The following is a 15,398-nucleotide window of genomic DNA, read 5'->3' as shown; positions in this document are numbered from 1 at the left end:
CGCGCCGCTCACATCCCCCCATCCCATCGGAGAGACTGCCATGAACGCCATCACCACGCGCTACGCCACGCAAAAGGTCGGCGCACTCGACATCTTCTACCGCGAGGCGGGGCCGGCGGACGGGCCGGTCCTCCTGCTCCTCCACGGCTATCCCTCGTCGGGACACATGTTCCGCGACCTCATCTGGCGCCTTGCCGACACCTACCGCGTGATCGCGCCGGATCTGCCCGGCTTCGGCTCCACCAAGGCGCCGCCGCGCGGGACCTACGACTACAATTTCGCGAACCTCGCCAAGGCGATGGAGGGCTTTACCGAAGCGCTCGGCCTCACCCGCTACGCGCTCTACGTGTTCGACTACGGCGCGCCGACGGGGATGCGCCTTGCAGGCCTCCACCCCGAGCGCGTGAGCGCGATCATCAGCCAGAACGGCAACGCCTACGAGGAGGGGCTTCTCGACGCGTGGGGTCCGGTGCGCACCTATTGGGCAAACCCGACGCCGGAGAACCGCGAGGCGCTGCGCATGTTGCAGACCCGCGACGTCACGCTCTGGCAATACACGGCCGGCGTCCCGGACGCGGTGCGCGACCGTGTCGGCCCGGACGGGATCGCCCACGACCAGGCGATCCTCGACCGCCCCGAAGGCGCCGAGATCCAGCTCGACCTCATCGGCGACTACAAGTCCAACGTCGCCCTCTACCCCGAATGGCAGGCCTACCTGCGTGAGCACCGCCCGCCCGTCCTCGCCGTCTGGGGCAAGGGCGATCCGTTCTTCGGCCCGGAGGGGGCAAAGGCCTTCGCCCGCGACGTGCCGGAGGCGGAGATCCACCTCCTCGACACCGGCCACTTCGCGCTCGAAACGCACGCGGCCGAGATCGCCGCATACATGCGCGCCTTTCTGGGCCGCGTCCTTGGGCCCGCCTGACCCGATCGCCCCGGCTGCGGGCATCCGGTGACGGATTGAAACGTTTCAACACGACGCGCGCTCCCCGTCGCCGCGACCTTGAGCGGTGTGGCGGTGGGCGCGCACGGCGGGACCGTTCGCCCACCGCCGGGCCGCACCGGTTGCACGCCGCCGCGCCAGACGCTTAATCGGGAAGGCCTTCGGTCGGGGAGGCCGGGTGAGACCGGGGGTGGGGCGTGGAGCTGGCCTTGCTGGAAGACTTCATCGCGCTTGCAAAGGCGCTGAACTTCTCCCGCGCGGCCGACTCGCGCAACACGACGCAGCCCGCCTTCAGCCGCCGCATCCGCAGCCTCGAGGAGGCGATCGGCACGCCGCTCTTCCACCGCACCAGCCGCTCGGTCGCGCTGACGCCGGCGGGCGCCGCCTTTCTGCCGCGCGCCGTCGCCCTCGTACGCCTCATGGGCGAGGCGCGGCGCGAGGCGCTCGACGCCGCGGGGCATGCCGCGACCACCTTGAGCCTCGCCGCCACCCACGCGCTCTCCTTCTCGTTTGTGCCGAACTGGCTGATGCGCGTCGCGGGGCCGGCCGGCATCGGCACCCTCAACATGGTCTCCGACAGCAAGGAGCGGTGCGAAGAGCTGATGCTGCGCGGCGACGTCACCTTCTTCGTCTGCCACGCGAGCCCCGCCGCGCCCGGCGGCCTGCCGGAGCGCCAGTTCCACCACCGCGTCGTCGGCCATGACCGGCTCGTCCCGCTCGTCGCGCCGGACGCGTCGGGGGCGCCGCGCTGGCGCCTTGCGCCGGGCGAGGCCGTGCCCGCCATCGCCTATGGCGGCGCGTCGGGCCTCAGCCGCATCCTCGAGGCGCACTGGAGCGCGCACGGCCGGCCCGAGATCGTCCCGAACATGAGCTCGCTCCTTGCCGCGACGAACCTCGAGCTCGCCAAGGAAGGGCAGGGGGTCGCCTGGCTTCCCCTCTCGCTCGCGGAGGGGGATTGCGCGGCGGGGCGCCTCGTGCGCGCGGGCGGGGCGGAGTTCGACGTCCCGGTCGAGATCGTCGTCTACCGGCCGCGCTCGCGCCTCTCGGCCCATGCGGAGCGGTTCTGGGAGAAGGTCGCGCCGGCGGACGTTTGATCCATGCCGAATTTGCATGGATCACTTCCCAGTCGGCATTGGCGCGCGGGGGTGGTTCTCCTGTAGCGAGAGAGCATCCCACCGACCCCGCGCCCCCACGGCGCCAGGAGTGACTGACATGCGCATCGTCGACATCTGCGAGGTGACGAAGCCGATCGCCTCACCGATCCGCAACGCCTATATCGACTTCAGCCGCATGACCACGAGCCTCGTCGCGGTGGTGACGGACGTCGAGCGCGACGGGCGCCGCGTCGTCGGGTACGGCTTCAACTCCAACGGCCGCTACGGCCAGGGCGGCCTCATCCGCGAGCGCTTCCGCGGCCGCATCCTGGAGGCGGACCCCGCGAGCCTCATGAACGACGAGGGGACGAACCTCGACCCCCACCGTATCTGGGCGACGATGATGACCAACGAGAAGCCGGGCGGGCACGGCGAGCGCTCGGTCGCGGTCGGCACCATCGACATGGCGGTGTGGGACGCGGTGGCGAAGATTGCGGGCAAGCCGCTCTTCCGCCTGCTCGCCGAGATGAAGGGGCGCGAGGCCGATCCGAAGGTCTTCGTCTATGCCGCCGGCGGATACTACTACCCGGGCAAGGACGACAGCGCGCTCCGGGCCGAGATGCGCAGCTACCTCGATCGCGGCTACAACGTCGTCAAGATGAAGATCGGCGGCGCCCCGCTCGACGAGGACCGCCGGCGGATCGAGGCCGTGCTCTCCGAGATCGGCTCCGAGGCTCGGCTCGCCGTCGACGCCAACGGCCGCTTCGACCTCGAGACCGGCATCGCCTACGCCAAGATGCTGCGCGATTATCCGCTCTTCTGGTACGAGGAGATCGGCGACCCGCTCGACTATGCGCTCCAGGCCGCGATGTCCGAATTCTACGACGCACCGATGGCGACGGGCGAGAACCTCTTCTCCCACCAGGACGCGCGCAACCTCCTGCGCTATGGCGGGATGCGGCCGGACCGCGACTGGCTGCAGTTCGACTGCGCGCTCGCCTACGGCCTCGTCGAATATCTGCGCACGCTCGACGTGATGCACCAGTTCGGCTGGTCCCCCTCGCGCTGCGTCCCGCATGGCGGGCACCAGATGTCGCTGAACATCGCGGCAGGGCTGGGGCTCGGCGGCAACGAGAGCTATCCGGACCTCTTCCAGCCCTATGGCGGCTTCCCGGACGGCGTGCGCGTCGAGAGCGGGCACATCACGATGCCGGACATTCCGGGCATCGGCTTCGAGGGCAAGTCGGACCTTATCAAGGAGATGCGCGCGCTCGCCGAATAGGCGGACGGCCCGCTCACGATCGCGTCAGAGCCGGCGCGGCGCTTGCGCGAGCGCAAATTCGCAGGCGCGCAAAGATGTCATGTCTGTCTGATCTTGCCCGATATTGGGTTTGGCGAAGATCAGGCGGAGACCTTTCCATAGGTCCGGCCGTGGGCGGAACGGGAGAGGGCCATGGCGGCTCGGATCATCGACCGCTCACATGTGAGCGGTCTTCTGCGCTGCGCCGCATTCGCGGCCGCGGTCGGCGTCGGCGCCTTCCTCGTGGAAAGCGTTCTCGGCAGCGGGACGATGGCAGTCCTCATCGTCGCCGTCCTGAGCTGGCTGTTCGCGTTCGGCATCGGCCGGCCGCAACGCTGGTTCCAGAAGGACCTCGTCGATATCGTCTACTACAGCGTGGCGATGGTCGGCGTCGTCCTGCTCTTCACCCATCAGGCGCCCGAGCGGGCGAAGATCGAGGCGCTGGAGAGCCTTGCCCCCGCGCGCGAGGCCGTCGATGAGACGGGGGCGCGCCTTGCGGCGTTCGACGAGGCGGTCGCGCGGCGCAAGCAGATCCTCTCGGCGATCTATCTCGACCGGGACGGGTTTCTGGATGAGCTGAAGCGCGCCGAGGCGTTCGCCGCGGTCCAGCTTACCGACCTCGGCGCGCGCGCCTGCGCCGAGGCGTCCGGCTTCCAGATCGATCTCAACCCCCCGGAGCGGGACAGCCTCCGCGCGGTCGGGGACCGGATCGCCGCCGAGAATGCCTGCACGGCCGCCATGGACACCCTTGCCGCGGAGCGGGAGGCCATGATGGCGCAATCGCTCGATTTCGCGACGATCGAACGGGAGACAGCGCGGTTCAGCGCGCTCACGGAGCGTAGCCTGACGCTCGGCGGCCTCTCCGTGTCCCCGGCCGAGGCCGTCGCCGACCTCACCGACCGACGCGACGACGCGGCGATCGCGGCCGATCGCGCCACGCTCAGCGACGCGTTCGGCGCGGCGGAGAAGGAACTCGCGGCGCGGGAGACGGACTACGCCAACGCGGCGGCCGCCGCCGACCGGGCGCGCTCCACCTTCGTTGGCGCGCTGGCGCTCAAGATCTGGCCCTACGTCCTCATCATCCTCCTGGCGCTGAAGCTCGGCCGCTCGTCCTGACGGCTGCGCTCAGATCGCGCCGAGCGAGGTGCGCCAGGCGTGGAGGGCGAGGCGCCTGGCTTCGGCATTCACGGCGGCGAGAGCGGCGGGTGCCGCCGCGTCGCCCTCCATTTCGAGGAGGAGGGCGCGGCCGCGCTCGGCCTGGAAGACGCTCCAGGCGAGGCGCTCGTCGGCGGGATAGGAATCGGCGAGGGCGGTGAAGCGGGCGAGGAGGGCGGCGTCGCGGAGCCTTGCCGCGACGTCGATCCCGTCCGCGTACACGATGAACTGGTTGTGGCCGACACAATCCTCCGTGCAGGCCTGCGCCGCGCGCTCGATGAGGGCGCGGGCGCGCGCCGGGTCGTCGACCTGCCGGGCGAGGGCGCTGAGGAGGCACGGGCCATGGAAGGCGAAGCCGCCGCGCTCGCTCTCCGCAAGGGCCGCCTCCAGCAGGCGCACCGCCTCCTCCGGCCGCCCGAGCGCGCCGAGCGCCATGCCCGTCGCGTACTGCGAGACCTGCCGGAAACGGCCGGCGCCGAGGCGGGCGATCGCGGCGTCGAGGCCCTCGACGGCGTCGAGCGCCGCCTCGTGGTTCGCCCGCGCCGCCTCGATCTTGACCACCCCGGCGCGGGCGTTGATCTCGGCCCGCAGGTGGCCGACGCGCGTCGCCGCCGCCAGCGCCTCGCGCGTCTGCACCAGCGCCTCGTCGAGGCTCCCGTCATACATCATCGCGTGGACGATCTGCGCAGCGTTGGCGACCTCGACGCGGCCGAGCCCGCGCGCGTGGGCGATGCGCACGCAGGCCTCGAGGGCGGCGCGGCTCGCCGCCATGCGGCCGCGCATGTACTCCGCGTCGCCGAGCCCGCCGAGGGCGGCGGCCTCGAGGTCGGGCCGGCCGGCCTCGCGGGCGAAGGCGAGCGCGGCCTCGTGCGCGCGGTGGCAGCCGGCGATGTCGCCGCGCGGAAAGAGGAGGTTGCCGCGCAACGAATGGAGGCGCGCGTTCTCGGCCAGGAGCCCGGCGCGCCGCGCCTCCGTCTCGGCAAGGTCGAGATCGGCGAGCGCACCGTCGAGATCTTCGGTCACGCGCTTCACCGAGGCGAGGCCGATCAGCGCCCGGCACCGCGTCTCGGGCGTGTCGGCAAGGTCGAGCGCGGCGGCGAAGGCGCGGGCGGCGGGCTCCATTTGCCCGGCATGATGGCGCGTGTCGCCTTCGAGAAGGAGGAGGGCGAGGCGGTCCCCGTCATTGGCCGCGTCGGCGAGGCCGCGCTCGATGAGGCTGAGCGCGATGTCGTAGTGGTAGCGGGCGACCTCCTCCTCGGCGGCGGCGCGGAAGGCGGCGGGGGCGGTCGGCGCGGCGGCGAGGGAGAGGTGCTCGGCGTGGAGCCTCAGGTCGCGCCCGGCGAAATATTCCGCCGCCCGCCCGTGGAGCTCGCGCCGCGCGCCGCCGAGGAGCGAGCCGTAGATCGCGTCGCGGATGAGGGCGTGGACGAAGAGAAGCTCGTCCGCCTGCTCGCGCAGGAGGTTGCTCTCCACCAGCGCGGAAACGCGGCCGTCCTCGCCGGGCACGAGGTGGGTGAGGAGGCGGCGGTCGATCCGCTGGCCGATCACGGAGGCGGCCTGGACGAGGCGCCGGTCCTGCGGGCGCAGGCGGTCGACGCTCGCCTGGACGAGGCTCTGGATCGTCGCCGGGACGCTGCCATTGTCGGACTGGACGGAGTGGCGCAGGAGCTGCTGCAGGAAGAGCGGGTTGCCGCCGGAGCGGGCGATCAGCCCCTCGATCAGCCCTTCCTCGCTGATCTGGCCGGCGCACAGCGCGCGCGCCTCCTCGGGCCGCAGCGTGCCGAGATCCATGGTGACGAGGGGCGTGCCGGCCGTCGCCGCGCGCCAGGTCCGGTCGATCGGGTCGCCCTCAAGCCGCGTCGTGAGGACGACCATCGCGGGAATGTTCGCGATCGCGGCGGTGAGCTGGGCGAGGGCGCGCAGGAGGCGCGGCCGCGCCCAGTGGAGATCCTCGATGAGGAGGAGGCGCGGGGCCTCCGACGTTGCGTGCGCGAGGACGGCCGCGATGGTCTCGCCGAGCCCCTCGGCGCGTCGCGTGTCGTCCATCGCCTCGTAGAGCGCGGCCTCGGCCTCGGGTTGCGGCGCGCCGAGGAGCTCGTTGAGGTGCGGGGCGAGGTCGTGCGCGACGCGGCCCTCGGCGAGCGCACGGGTTGCGGCGGCGGCGAGCGCGCCGGGCTCGGCGGCGGCCGGAACGCCCAGAATGTCGCGCATGACCGCGCGGAGCGCGTCGCGCCCCGCTTCCGCGCCGAAATCGAGTACGAGCCCGCGGTGGACGCGGCAGCCAGCCTCGCGCGCGAGCCGCTCGAACTCCTCGCCGAGGCGCGTCTTGCCGACGCCCGCCTCCCCGCGCAGGAGGATGGCGTGGCCGGTGCGATCGGAGAGGCAGCTCGTCAGGATGGAGCCGAACTGGCGCAGCTCCGCCCGGCGGCCGACCATCGGCCCGGCCGGCGCGTGGCGCTGGGAGAGGCCGCGCACGCGCCAGGCCCGCACGGGCTCGGCGAAGCCCTTGACCGGCAGGAGGCCCGTGTCCTCGCCGATCAGGCGGTCCTCGAGGAGGTCGTGGAGGCCGTTCGAGGCGAGGATCTCACCGGCGCGCGCCGCGTCCGCAAGGCGGGCGGCGAGGTTCACCGAGTCGCCCGTCACCGCATATTCGGCCGCGACGCCCGAGCCGACCCGGCTCGCGACGACGACCCCGGTCGTGACGCCGACATGGACCGCGAGCTCGCGCCCGATCCGCGTGGAGAGGGCCGGCATCGCGGCGACGATCGCGAGCGCGGCGCGCACCGCCCGCTCCGCGTCGTTGCCGTGCGCGACGGGCGCGCCGAAGACGCCCATCACGCAGTCGCCGATGTGCTTGTCGACCCGCCCGCCCTCGCGCTCGATCAGCGCGTCGACCTCGGAGAAGAAAGCGTGGAGGAGCGCGTGGGTCGCCTCGCCGCCGAGGTTCGAGGTGAGGCGCGTGTAGCCGACGAGGTCGGCAAAGAGGATCGCGACGTGGCGCTGGTCGCCGCCGGGCTCCACGGTGGGGGCGGGCGAGGGGGCGGGCGGCGCGGCCTCGGCGTGGCCGTTGAGGCGGGCGAGGGCCGAGAGGATCTTGCGCCGGTGGCCAACGGCGACGACGCCGATTTCCCGCAGGTCGTCGGCGGTCAGGTCCGGCAGCACCTCGCCGTCGACGCCGGCCGCCTCGAAGGCGTCGGCATATTGGCCGAGCCCGAGCCCGGACAACCAGACAGCCACATCCACACGACATCTCCGCTGGAATTTCTTCCAATCACCAACAAGATAATGCCAGTTTCGCGCACGTCTAAAGACAAAAAAGGGTCTAGGCCCGGCAGAATCGTTCGCGATAGTCGGACGGGGCGATCCCCTTTGTTCTCTGGAAGGCGCGGCGCATGCGTTCGGCGCTGCCGAAGCCGAAGTGGCGCGGAAGTTCGGCGAGCTTCGTTTCGCCGTCTTGGAGCGCGTCGCACGCGGCGTCGACACGCAGCGTTTCAACATAGCGCGCCGGGCTCAAACCCATGATCTCGGTGAACCGGCGGGAGAAATTTCTTTCGCTCATGTTCGCCATCTCGGCGAGGCGCGGGACGGAGAGGTCGGCGGACAGATCCTCCAGGATCGTCGCGACGAGCCCGTCGAACGCAGCCCCCTTGCTCAGCGTCTGCCGCTGGAGGGCGGCGCTGAACTGGCGCTGCCCGCCGCTGCGGCGGACATAGAGGACGAGCGATTGGGCAAGGCGCAGCGCTTCCGCGCGGCCGATGTCCTCCTCCACCATCGCGAGCGCCATGTCGATGCCGGCGGTGACGCCGGCCGAGGTCCAGACCCCGCGATCCGCCTCGAAGATGGAATCGGCGCGCACGTCGATGCGCGGATAGCGGCGCTGGAGGTCGGCGCAATTCTCCCAGTGCGTCGTCGCCCGGAGCCCGTCGAGATGGCCGCCCTCGGCGAGGATGAAGGCGCCGAGGCAGACCGAGCCGAGCCGCCGGCAGCGCCCCGCGACGCGCGCCAAATAGGCCTGGAGGGCGGGGGCGGTGGCGGCCGCGAGCGCGCTGTCGCCGCCGGAGAGGAGGACGGTGTCGGGAGCCTTCCCTCGCGCAAAGGGGCGCGTGTCGAGCGCGACGCCCGTGTCGGTCTCGACCGGGCCGCCGGTCTCGGAGACGAGGGTCACCCTGTAGGCCCGCTCGCCGGTGGCAAGCCGCGCGTCGTTGAAGACCTGCAGCGGCCCGACCGCGTCGATCATCTTCGTCCTCGCGAAGAGGACGAGGGCGATATCGAGCGGGCCGGACCGTCTGGCTGAAAAAGAGGGCATATTGTCATTTATGCCAAAGGCCGCGTGTGTCAGCAACGGAGCCGCCAACGGCACCGATGGAGGCCCGAATGCTGGAGCTGCGACCCAATTGCGAACTGTGCGACCGCGACCTGCCGCCCGACTCCGGCGAGGCGCGGATCTGCACCTACGAGTGCACCTACTGCGCCGACTGCGTGGCGCACATCCTCCACAATGTGTGCCCGACCTGCGGGGGCGGCTTCGAGCGGCGCCCGATCCGCCCGCGCCGATCCTGGCGGCCGGAGCGCCGGCTGGGGCTCGCGTTCGACCCTGCGAGCGACACCCGCCGGCACACCCGCTTCAGCCGCGACGACATCGCCGCGCACGTGGCACGGATCAGGGGGCTGCGGCCGGAGGAGCGGTAGGCCGCCCGCGCTCAGGCCGGGAGGTAGGATACGGCCTCGCGCGTCGACATCACGTGACAGTCGATCATGTTGATGATTTCGAGCTCTCGGGCGTGGAGGTCGTCGGAGGCGGCGGCGCTGGCGTCCTCCACCACGATCACCTCGAAGCTTTCGTCCGCGAGGCTGCGCACGGTGGAGCTCACGCACTGGTCGGTGAAGATGCCGGTACAGACCACGGTCCGGATCCCGATGTTGTGGAGGATGAGGCGCAGACTGGTGCCCGTCAGCGCGCTGTCGGTGGTCTTCGTCACCACGATCTCGTCCGCCTTGGGCGCCAGCTCGTCGATGATCGGCACGGCGTAGGCGTTTCGCGGCAGGAGGAGGTTGATCCAGCCGGGCTTCGTCTGGCTGAGCGACCGGTCCCGCCCATCCTCGAGCTGGGAGGCGATGCGGGCATCGAGGACGGCCATCCCGCGGTCCCGGAAGGCGGCGGCGAGCCGCGCGATGTTGGTCGTGACGGCGGACTGGATCCGCGATGCTTGTAATCGACGCCGAGAAGCGGCTCGTCGCCATCCACCGCAAGCTCATCCCCACCTATGATGAGCGGTTGTGCCGGGCACCCGGTGACGGGGCGGGGCTTCTCGTGCACGAGATGGGAGGGCTGCGCGTCGGCGGCCTGTTGTGCTGGGAGAACTGGATGCCGCTCGCCCGCTTCGCCCTCTATGCCGGCGGGGAGGACGTTCACGTCGCCGCCTGGCCCGGCAACCCTAGTGTCGCGATGGGCGCGCCGGAATTCATCGCGCGGGAGGAACGCGTCCACTCGATCAGCGCCATGGGCCCCCTGTCGCTCGACGACGAGCCCGACGACTTTCCCCTGAAGGCCGAGATTGCGGCGAGCAGGGAGACGACCTTCTGCTCCGGTAGGTCGAAGATCGCGGCGCCGACGGGATTCCCTGTCGCCGAAGCCCCGCCCGACGTGGAGACGATCATCGCGGCGACGGTCGACCCGTCCCTCATCGCCGGGGAGCGGCAGAGCTTCGACGTGTCCGGCCATTCGCTGCGCACGGACCTCTTCGGCCTCGCCCTGTCGCGCCGTCGCGATGCGCCCGTCCACCCCGCCCCGTGGGCGCTCTCATGAAGGCGCTCGTCGTTCAGAACGCCACGAACTCAGGCCTCGGCGCCTTCCAGAAGATCCTGGAGGACGACCATGCCTTCGCCATCGATGTCGTCGACGGGCGGACGGCCGCGCTCGATGGGGCGAGCCGGGACGGGTACGACCTCGTCGTGATCCTCGGCTCGGCGCGCGGGGTCTATGAGACCCAGCATCCCTGGATCGTGCAGCAGCTCGAATTCACGCGCACGCTCCTGGAAGAGGACGCGCCCTTGCTCGGCATCTGCTTCGGCGGGCAGCTGATCGCGAGCGCGCTCGGCAGCGCGGTGCGGCCGATGCCGGGCGGCACGATCCGCGGCTGGCACGCCAACGATGCCGCGATCGACGGCGTGTGGCGCGGCCCCTGGTTCCGCTGGCACGGCGACCATTTCGACGTTCCGCCCGGAGCGACGACGCTCGCATCGGATGGGGAACTGTCGCAGGCATTCCAGATCGGGCGCGCGGTGGGGGTGCAATTTCACCCGGAAGTCGATGAACGGATCATCGCGAGCTGGGTCGACGAGGCCATTCATAGCGGCCACCCGCTGGAGTTCGACCCCGCCACCTTCCTTCCAGCCGCGGTCGAGGAGGTGGAGCGCGCCAGCGAACGGACCCGGGCGCTCGTTGCGGACATGTTGAAGCGGACGCTCGGCGGCGAAACAACAAGACGCGGATGAAGCGGGCGGCGAGCCGCCGCGAGATCCGCCGGCGCCGCAAGGCCAAGGAGGGACGCTCGAGGAGCTGAGCCAGCGCAGCGGCGTCTCGATCGCGACGATCTCCAAGGTGGAGAAAGGCCGGTCGAGCCCGAGCTTCGAGACGATCCTGAGCCTCGCGCGCCCGCTCCAGGTGAACTTCGTGGAGATGATGGAGGGACCGGCGCAGACGGTCCCGACCGCGCGGCTGATCTCCACCGCCCCCGGCGAGGGCGAGGTCTACAAGACCGCCCACGATGACGACGAGGTCCACTCCGGCGCCCTCAAGCAAGAGGTCGTGGTGCCGCTGGAGATGACGATCCACGTTGTCGAGCCGCCGCCGCCAGAGGAGTGGAGCCGGCACGATGGGGCGGAGTTCTTCTACGTCCTGAAGGGCACGCTCGTCTTCCACACCGAGCACTACGCCCCGCTCACCCTCCATGAGGGCGAGAGCTGTTATCTCGACAGCACGATGCGCCATGCATTCGTGCGCGGGGGAGAGGAACCGACGGACATCCTGCCTCTCAGCCGACGGTGAGGCTCGCGAGATCGCGCGGACTCGGGGTGAGGTTGTCGGCGCCGGTGGTGGTGACGACGAGGCAGTCAGAGTGGCGGAAGCCGCCGACGCCCGGCCGGTAGATGCCGGGCTCCACCGTGACCACCATGCCGGGCTCCAGCACCGTCGGATCGCCGAGATCGATGAAGGGCCGCTCGCGCGTCAGGACGCCGACCGAGTGGCCGGTGTGGTGGCGCCACGCGCCGGTGAGGCCGAGGCGGGCATAAAGCTGAAGCACCTTCGCCTCGATCTCGGCGACGGCGACGCCGGGGCCGACCATCGCGAGCGCGGCATCCTGCACCTCGAGCCCGCGCGCGAAGAGGTCGCGCACCGCGGCGCTCGCCGCGCCCGCCACCATCGTGCGCTCCACATCGGCATAGTAGCCGCCGATCATCGCCGTCGCGCGGGTGATCAGCATGTCGCCGGGACCGATCATCGGGTCGAGCGCCTCGACCACGTGGTCGGCCGTCCCGCGCGGGCCGATCTGCCCGCCGAAGGAGGCGCTGACCGTGAGGGGGCGCGTCACCGTGCGCCCGTCCGCCGCCTCGCGCAGCGCACGGACCACGCGGCCCGTCGCCTCGCCCGCGACGGCGCTCTCGGTGCAGCCCGCCCGCGCGGAGAGGGTGAGGGAGTCCTGCGCGGCCATCGCCCAGCGGGCGGCGTGCGCGATCAGGGCGATCTCCTCGGCCGACTTCACCTTGCGAAGGTCCTCCACCGCGTCCCGCGCGACGCGGACGGGGCGGGGGCACACATCGGCGAGCGCCGGGCAGGACATCCCGTGCTGGTTCTGGTGGGTGGGCGCGTCGGCGAGGATGTGCGTGCCGGCCGCGCCGAGGAGCCTGCCGAGGAGGACGATCGGGTGCGTGTCGCCCGGATACTCGGCGTAGTGCACCACCTCGTCGGTCCCGGCGGTGCGTGCATCTTCCGCCTTCAGGAGGGGGACGAAGAGCGTCGTGCGGCCGTCTCGGTCGAGGATGAGCGCGAAGGGTCGCTCGCTCTCCGGCACGCGATAGGCGGTGAGGTAGAAGATCGTCGCCGGGGCGAAGGCGACGAGGATGTCGCAATCTTGCGCCGCGAGAAGGGCGAGCGCCGCCGCGCGCCGCCGGACATATTCGGCCGCGCTCGCGCCGAAGGGGCCGGACTCCGGGATCTGCATCAGCGGTCCGCCCACGCCTCGATCATTGCGAGCGTCTTTGCGAAGCCGTCCTCGATCGGGGTCGGCGGCGGGAGGTCGAGATCGCGCGCCGCCGCCCGCGCATCATAGCGCCAGACGATGCCGGCCGTTCCGGGCTCGAAGTTCGGCGCGAAGCCGGAGGCGGGGGCGAGGCGCGCCAGAAGCGCCATCGCCTCGCGCATCGTCACGACGATTCCAGTGGTGTTGTAAACGTCGACGCCGCGATAGGGGGCGTCCATGGCCCGCACCACCGCGTCCGCGATGTCGCCGGTATATTGGAAGTTCACGATGTCGTCGGCGTAGGGGATGGATGTCGCCCTGCCGGCGAGCGCGTCGTGGAACATGCGCGAGCCGAAGGGGCGGCCGCGCTGCTTGCCAGGACCGTAGCCCTGGCAGAAACGCAGGCCGATGACATCGAGCCCATGCCGCTCGCGATAGAGGCGGGCGAGGCGCTCGTTCGCCGACTTGGTGATCCCGTAGAGCGATTCCGGATAGTGGGGGGCGTCGTCGGCGACCGCGACGTCCGGCCCGCCATGCCGCTCGGGCCGGCCGAAGACGCTGGTCGCGCTCGCGAAGACGAGGCGGGCCGTCCGCGCGTGACGCGCGGCCTCCAGCACGCCCACCATCGCGCCCGTCACCTGGTGGAGCGCGACCGCGGCGTCCTCCTCCACCACTGGCGGCATCAGCGATGCGAGGTGGACGATGGTGCGCGGTGCAAGACGAGCGACGATTTCGCGGAAGGCGGCGGTGTCGGCGAGATCGCTCGTCACCATCGTGACACTCTCGGCCGCATCCGCACCCGCGAGGCGCGCGAGCGTCGCGCGATCGTCCCGGCGGTCGAAGAGTGCGACCCTCTCTCCGCGCGCGAGGAGCAACGCGGCGACATGGGAGCCGACCTCGCCGCAACCGCCGGTGACGAGATGCATCGCCTAGGCTCCCACCGGCGCGAGATAGCGCTTGTCGAGGACGACGTGGGCGCCGCGATTGCCGTTCACGGCCTGCGTCACCCGCACGTCCGCCGTGAGCGAGGCGAGCGCGTAGGCTTCGCTCGCGGAGAGCCCGGCCGCCGCCCGCAGGCGTGCGACCATGTCGCCGACGGCGATCTCGACGGCGCGGTCGAGGTCGGCGTGGAAGGCCATCGTGATCACGCAATCGGCGGTCTCGGCGGCGGGCCAGGCGAGCGTCATGTCGTTGCGCGCGGTGAGGCGGAAGGTGCCCTTCAGCGCGGTCTCGAGCGCCGTCTCGCACACCTCACCGTCACCCTGCGCGCCGTGCCCATCCCCGGCGGAGAAGAGCGCGCCGTCCTGGAAGACGGGGAGGTAGAGCGTCGTGCCGGCGACCAGCATCTTGTTGTCGATGTTACCGCCATTCTGGCGCGGCGGGAGCGTGCTGATGCGGCCCCATCCGGTCGGCGGTGCGACGGCCATGACGCCGAAGAAGGGGGCGAGCGGCACTTCGGTCCCCCAAGGCAGACGCGCGACGCCGCGCGCGGCGTCGATCGCCGAGTGGTGGAGCGTCTTCTCCGGGACGAGATCCGGCAGAACGCCGGTCAGCGGCACGGTGGTGGTGAAGGCCCAGTCCGCCGCCATCTCGATGGCTTCGATCGTCACCTCCAGCACGCCCCCCGGCTTCGCCCCCTCCACGTAGACGGGGCCGGTGCAGATGTGACCGGGGAGAAGCTGGCGGCATTCGGCGAGCACGTTGCGGTGCGCCTCCGACACGGTGAAGGGGGCGGGCGGGAGGTTGTCCCGCGCGCCCGACACCGTCTCGATGACGATCCGCTCGCCCGAGCGGATGCGCGCGCACGGCGCGATCCGGGCATCGAAATAGCCCCAATGCACCGTCTCCGCGCTGGGGGTGAGGCGCAGGGGCGCGATGGCTTCGCTCATCGGATGGTCGGGCGGCCCTGGGCGCCGTCGACGGGGATGTGGGCGGCGTTGACCCAGCTCGCGCGCGGCGACAGGAGGAAGGCGACGACGTCCGCGATCTCTTCCGCGGTGCCGAGGCGGCCGCCAGGGAACTCGTCGGCGATGAAGCGGGCCATGTCGTCCGGCCGCGTCCTCGCGGTGCGCTCCCAGCCGCCGCCCTCGTAGAGGACCGAGCCGGGGCTCACGGTGTTGACGCGGATATTGTCGGGGGCGAGCTCGGCGCCGAGCGACTGGGCGAGCTGGATCTCGGCGGCCTTGGCGGTCGCGTACTGCGCGCGCGAGCCGGTCTTCCAACCCGAGATCGAGGCGATGATGACGACGCTGCCGCCGCCGCGCGCCTTGAAGTGAGGCACCGCGGCGCGGATCGTGTCGACCGCGTGGAAGAGGTTGATCCGGAAGGTGGCGGACCAGTCGTCGGAGGTGGACTGGGTGAGCCAGTCGCCCGAGGAGCCGCCGACATTGGCGACGAGGCAGTCGATGCTGCCGAAGCCCGCGACGCAGGCCTCGACCGCGGCGACGGCGCCTTCCGGCGTCGCGACGTCGCTGACGACGGGGATCGCGGCGGCGGCGGCATCGCCGAGCGCGGCGATCGCCGCCTCGACGCTCTGCGCGCTGCGCCCGTTGAGGGCGACGGAGGCGCCTTCGGCGAGGAGGGTTCGGGCGATCGCGTTGCCGATGCCGCGCGTCGCGCCGGTGACGAGAGCGGCCTTGCCGCCGAGTTCGAGGTTCATTGTCGCGTCT

General features: G+C 71.4%; 14 protein-coding genes and 2 pseudogenes. 9 read left to right on the top strand and 7 right to left on the bottom strand.

The features are described 5' to 3' along the window. Window positions 1–40 precede the first annotated feature (40 nt). The 4 genes from DBV35_RS16725 to DBV35_RS16710 all read left to right on the top strand — a co-directional run bounded on the left by DBV35_RS16725 (window position 41) and on the right by DBV35_RS16710 (window position 4,450). On the top strand, window positions 41–922 hold the full coding sequence (locus DBV35_RS16725) for an alpha/beta fold hydrolase (RefSeq protein ID WP_108661444.1): 882 nt from the start codon (window positions 41–43) through the stop codon (window positions 920–922). 215 nt (window positions 923–1,137) lie between these two features. After that, window positions 1,138–2,034 carry a LysR family transcriptional regulator gene (locus tag DBV35_RS16720; protein WP_108661443.1) on the top strand — a complete coding sequence of 299 codons (897 nt, stop codon included), beginning with the start codon at window positions 1,138–1,140 and terminating at the stop codon, window positions 2,032–2,034. A gap of 118 nt (window positions 2,035–2,152) precedes the next feature. Next, the gene (locus DBV35_RS16715) at window positions 2,153–3,316 is read left to right on the top strand and encodes a mandelate racemase/muconate lactonizing enzyme family protein (RefSeq protein ID WP_108661442.1); all 1,164 of its coding nucleotides are present in this window, start codon (window positions 2,153–2,155) and stop codon (window positions 3,314–3,316) included. A 171-nt stretch (window positions 3,317–3,487) separates the two neighbouring features. Beyond that, a complete protein-coding gene (locus DBV35_RS16710; RefSeq protein ID WP_108661441.1) occupies window positions 3,488–4,450 on the top strand; it encodes a hypothetical protein in 963 nt (320 codons plus the stop codon). A gap of 9 nt (window positions 4,451–4,459) precedes the next feature. Here DBV35_RS16710 and DBV35_RS16705 read toward each other — a convergent pair whose 3' ends face one another. Both DBV35_RS16705 and DBV35_RS16700 read right to left on the bottom strand, forming a co-directional pair. After that, window positions 4,460–7,732 carry an adenylate/guanylate cyclase domain-containing protein gene (locus DBV35_RS16705; RefSeq protein WP_170134961.1) on the bottom strand — a complete coding sequence of 1,091 codons (3,273 nt, stop codon included), beginning with the start codon at window positions 7,730–7,732 and terminating at the stop codon, window positions 4,460–4,462. A gap of 79 nt (window positions 7,733–7,811) precedes the next feature. After that, entirely contained in the window at window positions 7,812–8,795 is a 984-nt protein-coding gene (locus DBV35_RS16700) for a GlxA family transcriptional regulator (RefSeq protein ID WP_108661439.1), read from the bottom strand. A 68-nt stretch (window positions 8,796–8,863) separates the two neighbouring features. Between DBV35_RS16700 and DBV35_RS16695 the strand changes: the two genes are divergently transcribed. Beyond that, a complete protein-coding gene (locus DBV35_RS16695; RefSeq protein ID WP_108661438.1) occupies window positions 8,864–9,178 on the top strand; it encodes a DUF1272 domain-containing protein in 315 nt (104 codons plus the stop codon). A gap of 11 nt (window positions 9,179–9,189) precedes the next feature. Here DBV35_RS16695 and DBV35_RS16690 read toward each other — a convergent pair. Continuing rightward, window positions 9,190–9,690 (bottom strand): annotated as a pseudogene (locus tag DBV35_RS16690) (cysteine hydrolase family protein); the annotation flags it as partial. Window positions 9,691–9,692: 2 nt separating this feature from the next. On the opposite strand from DBV35_RS16690, the gene DBV35_RS16685 reads away from it, so the two are divergent. The 4 genes and pseudogenes from DBV35_RS16685 to DBV35_RS31400 all read left to right on the top strand — a co-directional run bounded on the left by DBV35_RS16685 (window position 9,693) and on the right by DBV35_RS31400 (window position 11,537). Further along, window positions 9,693–10,295 (top strand): nitrilase-related carbon-nitrogen hydrolase, encoded by a 603-nt coding sequence (locus tag DBV35_RS16685; RefSeq protein ID WP_108661436.1) that lies wholly within the window; start codon window positions 9,693–9,695, stop codon window positions 10,293–10,295. Continuing rightward, window positions 10,292–10,984, top strand: a complete 693-nt coding sequence (locus DBV35_RS16680) for a type 1 glutamine amidotransferase (protein WP_108661435.1) — start codon at window positions 10,292–10,294, stop codon at window positions 10,982–10,984. The genes DBV35_RS16685 and DBV35_RS16680 overlap by 4 nt, the downstream gene beginning before the upstream one ends. A gap of 55 nt (window positions 10,985–11,039) precedes the next feature. After that, a pseudogene (locus DBV35_RS31295) lies at window positions 11,040–11,156 on the top strand (helix-turn-helix domain-containing protein); the annotation flags it as partial. A gap of 12 nt (window positions 11,157–11,168) precedes the next feature. Further along, window positions 11,169–11,537, top strand: coding sequence for a cupin domain-containing protein (locus tag DBV35_RS31400; protein ID WP_342752387.1), 369 nt, complete (start codon window positions 11,169–11,171; stop codon window positions 11,535–11,537). On the opposite strand, the gene DBV35_RS16670 is transcribed toward DBV35_RS31400, so the two are convergent. Genes DBV35_RS16670 through DBV35_RS16655 form a run of 4 tightly spaced genes read right to left on the bottom strand, consistent with a single transcriptional unit; the run spans window position 11,524 to window position 15,388 of the window. Then, window positions 11,524–12,711, bottom strand: a complete 1,188-nt coding sequence (locus DBV35_RS16670; RefSeq protein ID WP_157961806.1) for a M24 family metallopeptidase — start codon at window positions 12,709–12,711, stop codon at window positions 11,524–11,526. The two genes, DBV35_RS31400 and DBV35_RS16670, sit on opposite strands and share 14 nt — an antisense overlap. Further along, window positions 12,711–13,655 carry an NAD-dependent epimerase/dehydratase family protein gene (locus tag DBV35_RS16665; RefSeq protein ID WP_108661432.1) on the bottom strand — a complete coding sequence of 315 codons (945 nt, stop codon included), beginning with the start codon at window positions 13,653–13,655 and terminating at the stop codon, window positions 12,711–12,713. The genes DBV35_RS16670 and DBV35_RS16665 overlap by 1 nt, the downstream gene beginning before the upstream one ends. Before the next feature lie 3 nt (window positions 13,656–13,658). Continuing rightward, window positions 13,659–14,618, bottom strand: coding sequence for an acetamidase/formamidase family protein (locus DBV35_RS16660; RefSeq protein WP_108661431.1), 960 nt, complete (start codon window positions 14,616–14,618; stop codon window positions 13,659–13,661). Then, on the bottom strand, window positions 14,615–15,388 hold the full coding sequence (locus DBV35_RS16655; protein WP_108661430.1) for an SDR family NAD(P)-dependent oxidoreductase: 774 nt from the start codon (window positions 15,386–15,388) through the stop codon (window positions 14,615–14,617). Before DBV35_RS16655 ends, DBV35_RS16660 begins: the two co-directional genes overlap by 4 nt. Between the last annotated feature and the right edge of the window lie 10 nt (window positions 15,389–15,398).

It is taken from the genome of Acuticoccus kandeliae (assembly GCF_003073115.1).
Note: the sequence above shows the minus strand (reverse complement) of the source record. Positions and strands in the feature narration are given on the sequence as shown.

Excerpts from the sequence above, each read along its gene's own strand:
- DBV35_RS16725 (WP_108661444.1), top strand. The coding sequence starts at position 41 with ATGAACGCCATCACCACGCGCTACGCCACGCAAAAGGTCGGCGCACTC.
- DBV35_RS16715 (WP_108661442.1), top strand. The coding sequence starts at position 2,153 with ATGCGCATCGTCGACATCTGCGAGGTGACGAAGCCGATCGCCTCACCG.
- DBV35_RS16710 (WP_108661441.1), top strand. The coding sequence starts at position 3,488 with ATGGCGGCTCGGATCATCGACCGCTCACATGTGAGCGGTCTTCTGCGC.
- DBV35_RS16700 (WP_108661439.1), bottom strand. The coding sequence starts at position 8,795 with ATGCCCTCTTTTTCAGCCAGACGGTCCGGCCCGCTCGATATCGCCCTC.
- DBV35_RS16695 (WP_108661438.1), top strand. The coding sequence starts at position 8,864 with ATGCTGGAGCTGCGACCCAATTGCGAACTGTGCGACCGCGACCTGCCG.
- DBV35_RS16685 (WP_108661436.1), top strand. The coding sequence starts at position 9,693 with ATGCTTGTAATCGACGCCGAGAAGCGGCTCGTCGCCATCCACCGCAAG.
- DBV35_RS16680 (WP_108661435.1), top strand. The coding sequence starts at position 10,292 with ATGAAGGCGCTCGTCGTTCAGAACGCCACGAACTCAGGCCTCGGCGCC.
- DBV35_RS31400 (WP_342752387.1), top strand. The coding sequence starts at position 11,169 with ATGATGGAGGGACCGGCGCAGACGGTCCCGACCGCGCGGCTGATCTCC.
- DBV35_RS16670 (WP_157961806.1), bottom strand. The coding sequence starts at position 12,711 with ATGCAGATCCCGGAGTCCGGCCCCTTCGGCGCGAGCGCGGCCGAATAT.
- DBV35_RS16665 (WP_108661432.1), bottom strand. The coding sequence starts at position 13,655 with ATGCATCTCGTCACCGGCGGTTGCGGCGAGGTCGGCTCCCATGTCGCC.
- DBV35_RS16660 (WP_108661431.1), bottom strand. The coding sequence starts at position 14,618 with ATGAGCGAAGCCATCGCGCCCCTGCGCCTCACCCCCAGCGCGGAGACG.
- DBV35_RS16655 (WP_108661430.1), bottom strand. The coding sequence starts at position 15,388 with ATGAACCTCGAACTCGGCGGCAAGGCCGCTCTCGTCACCGGCGCGACG.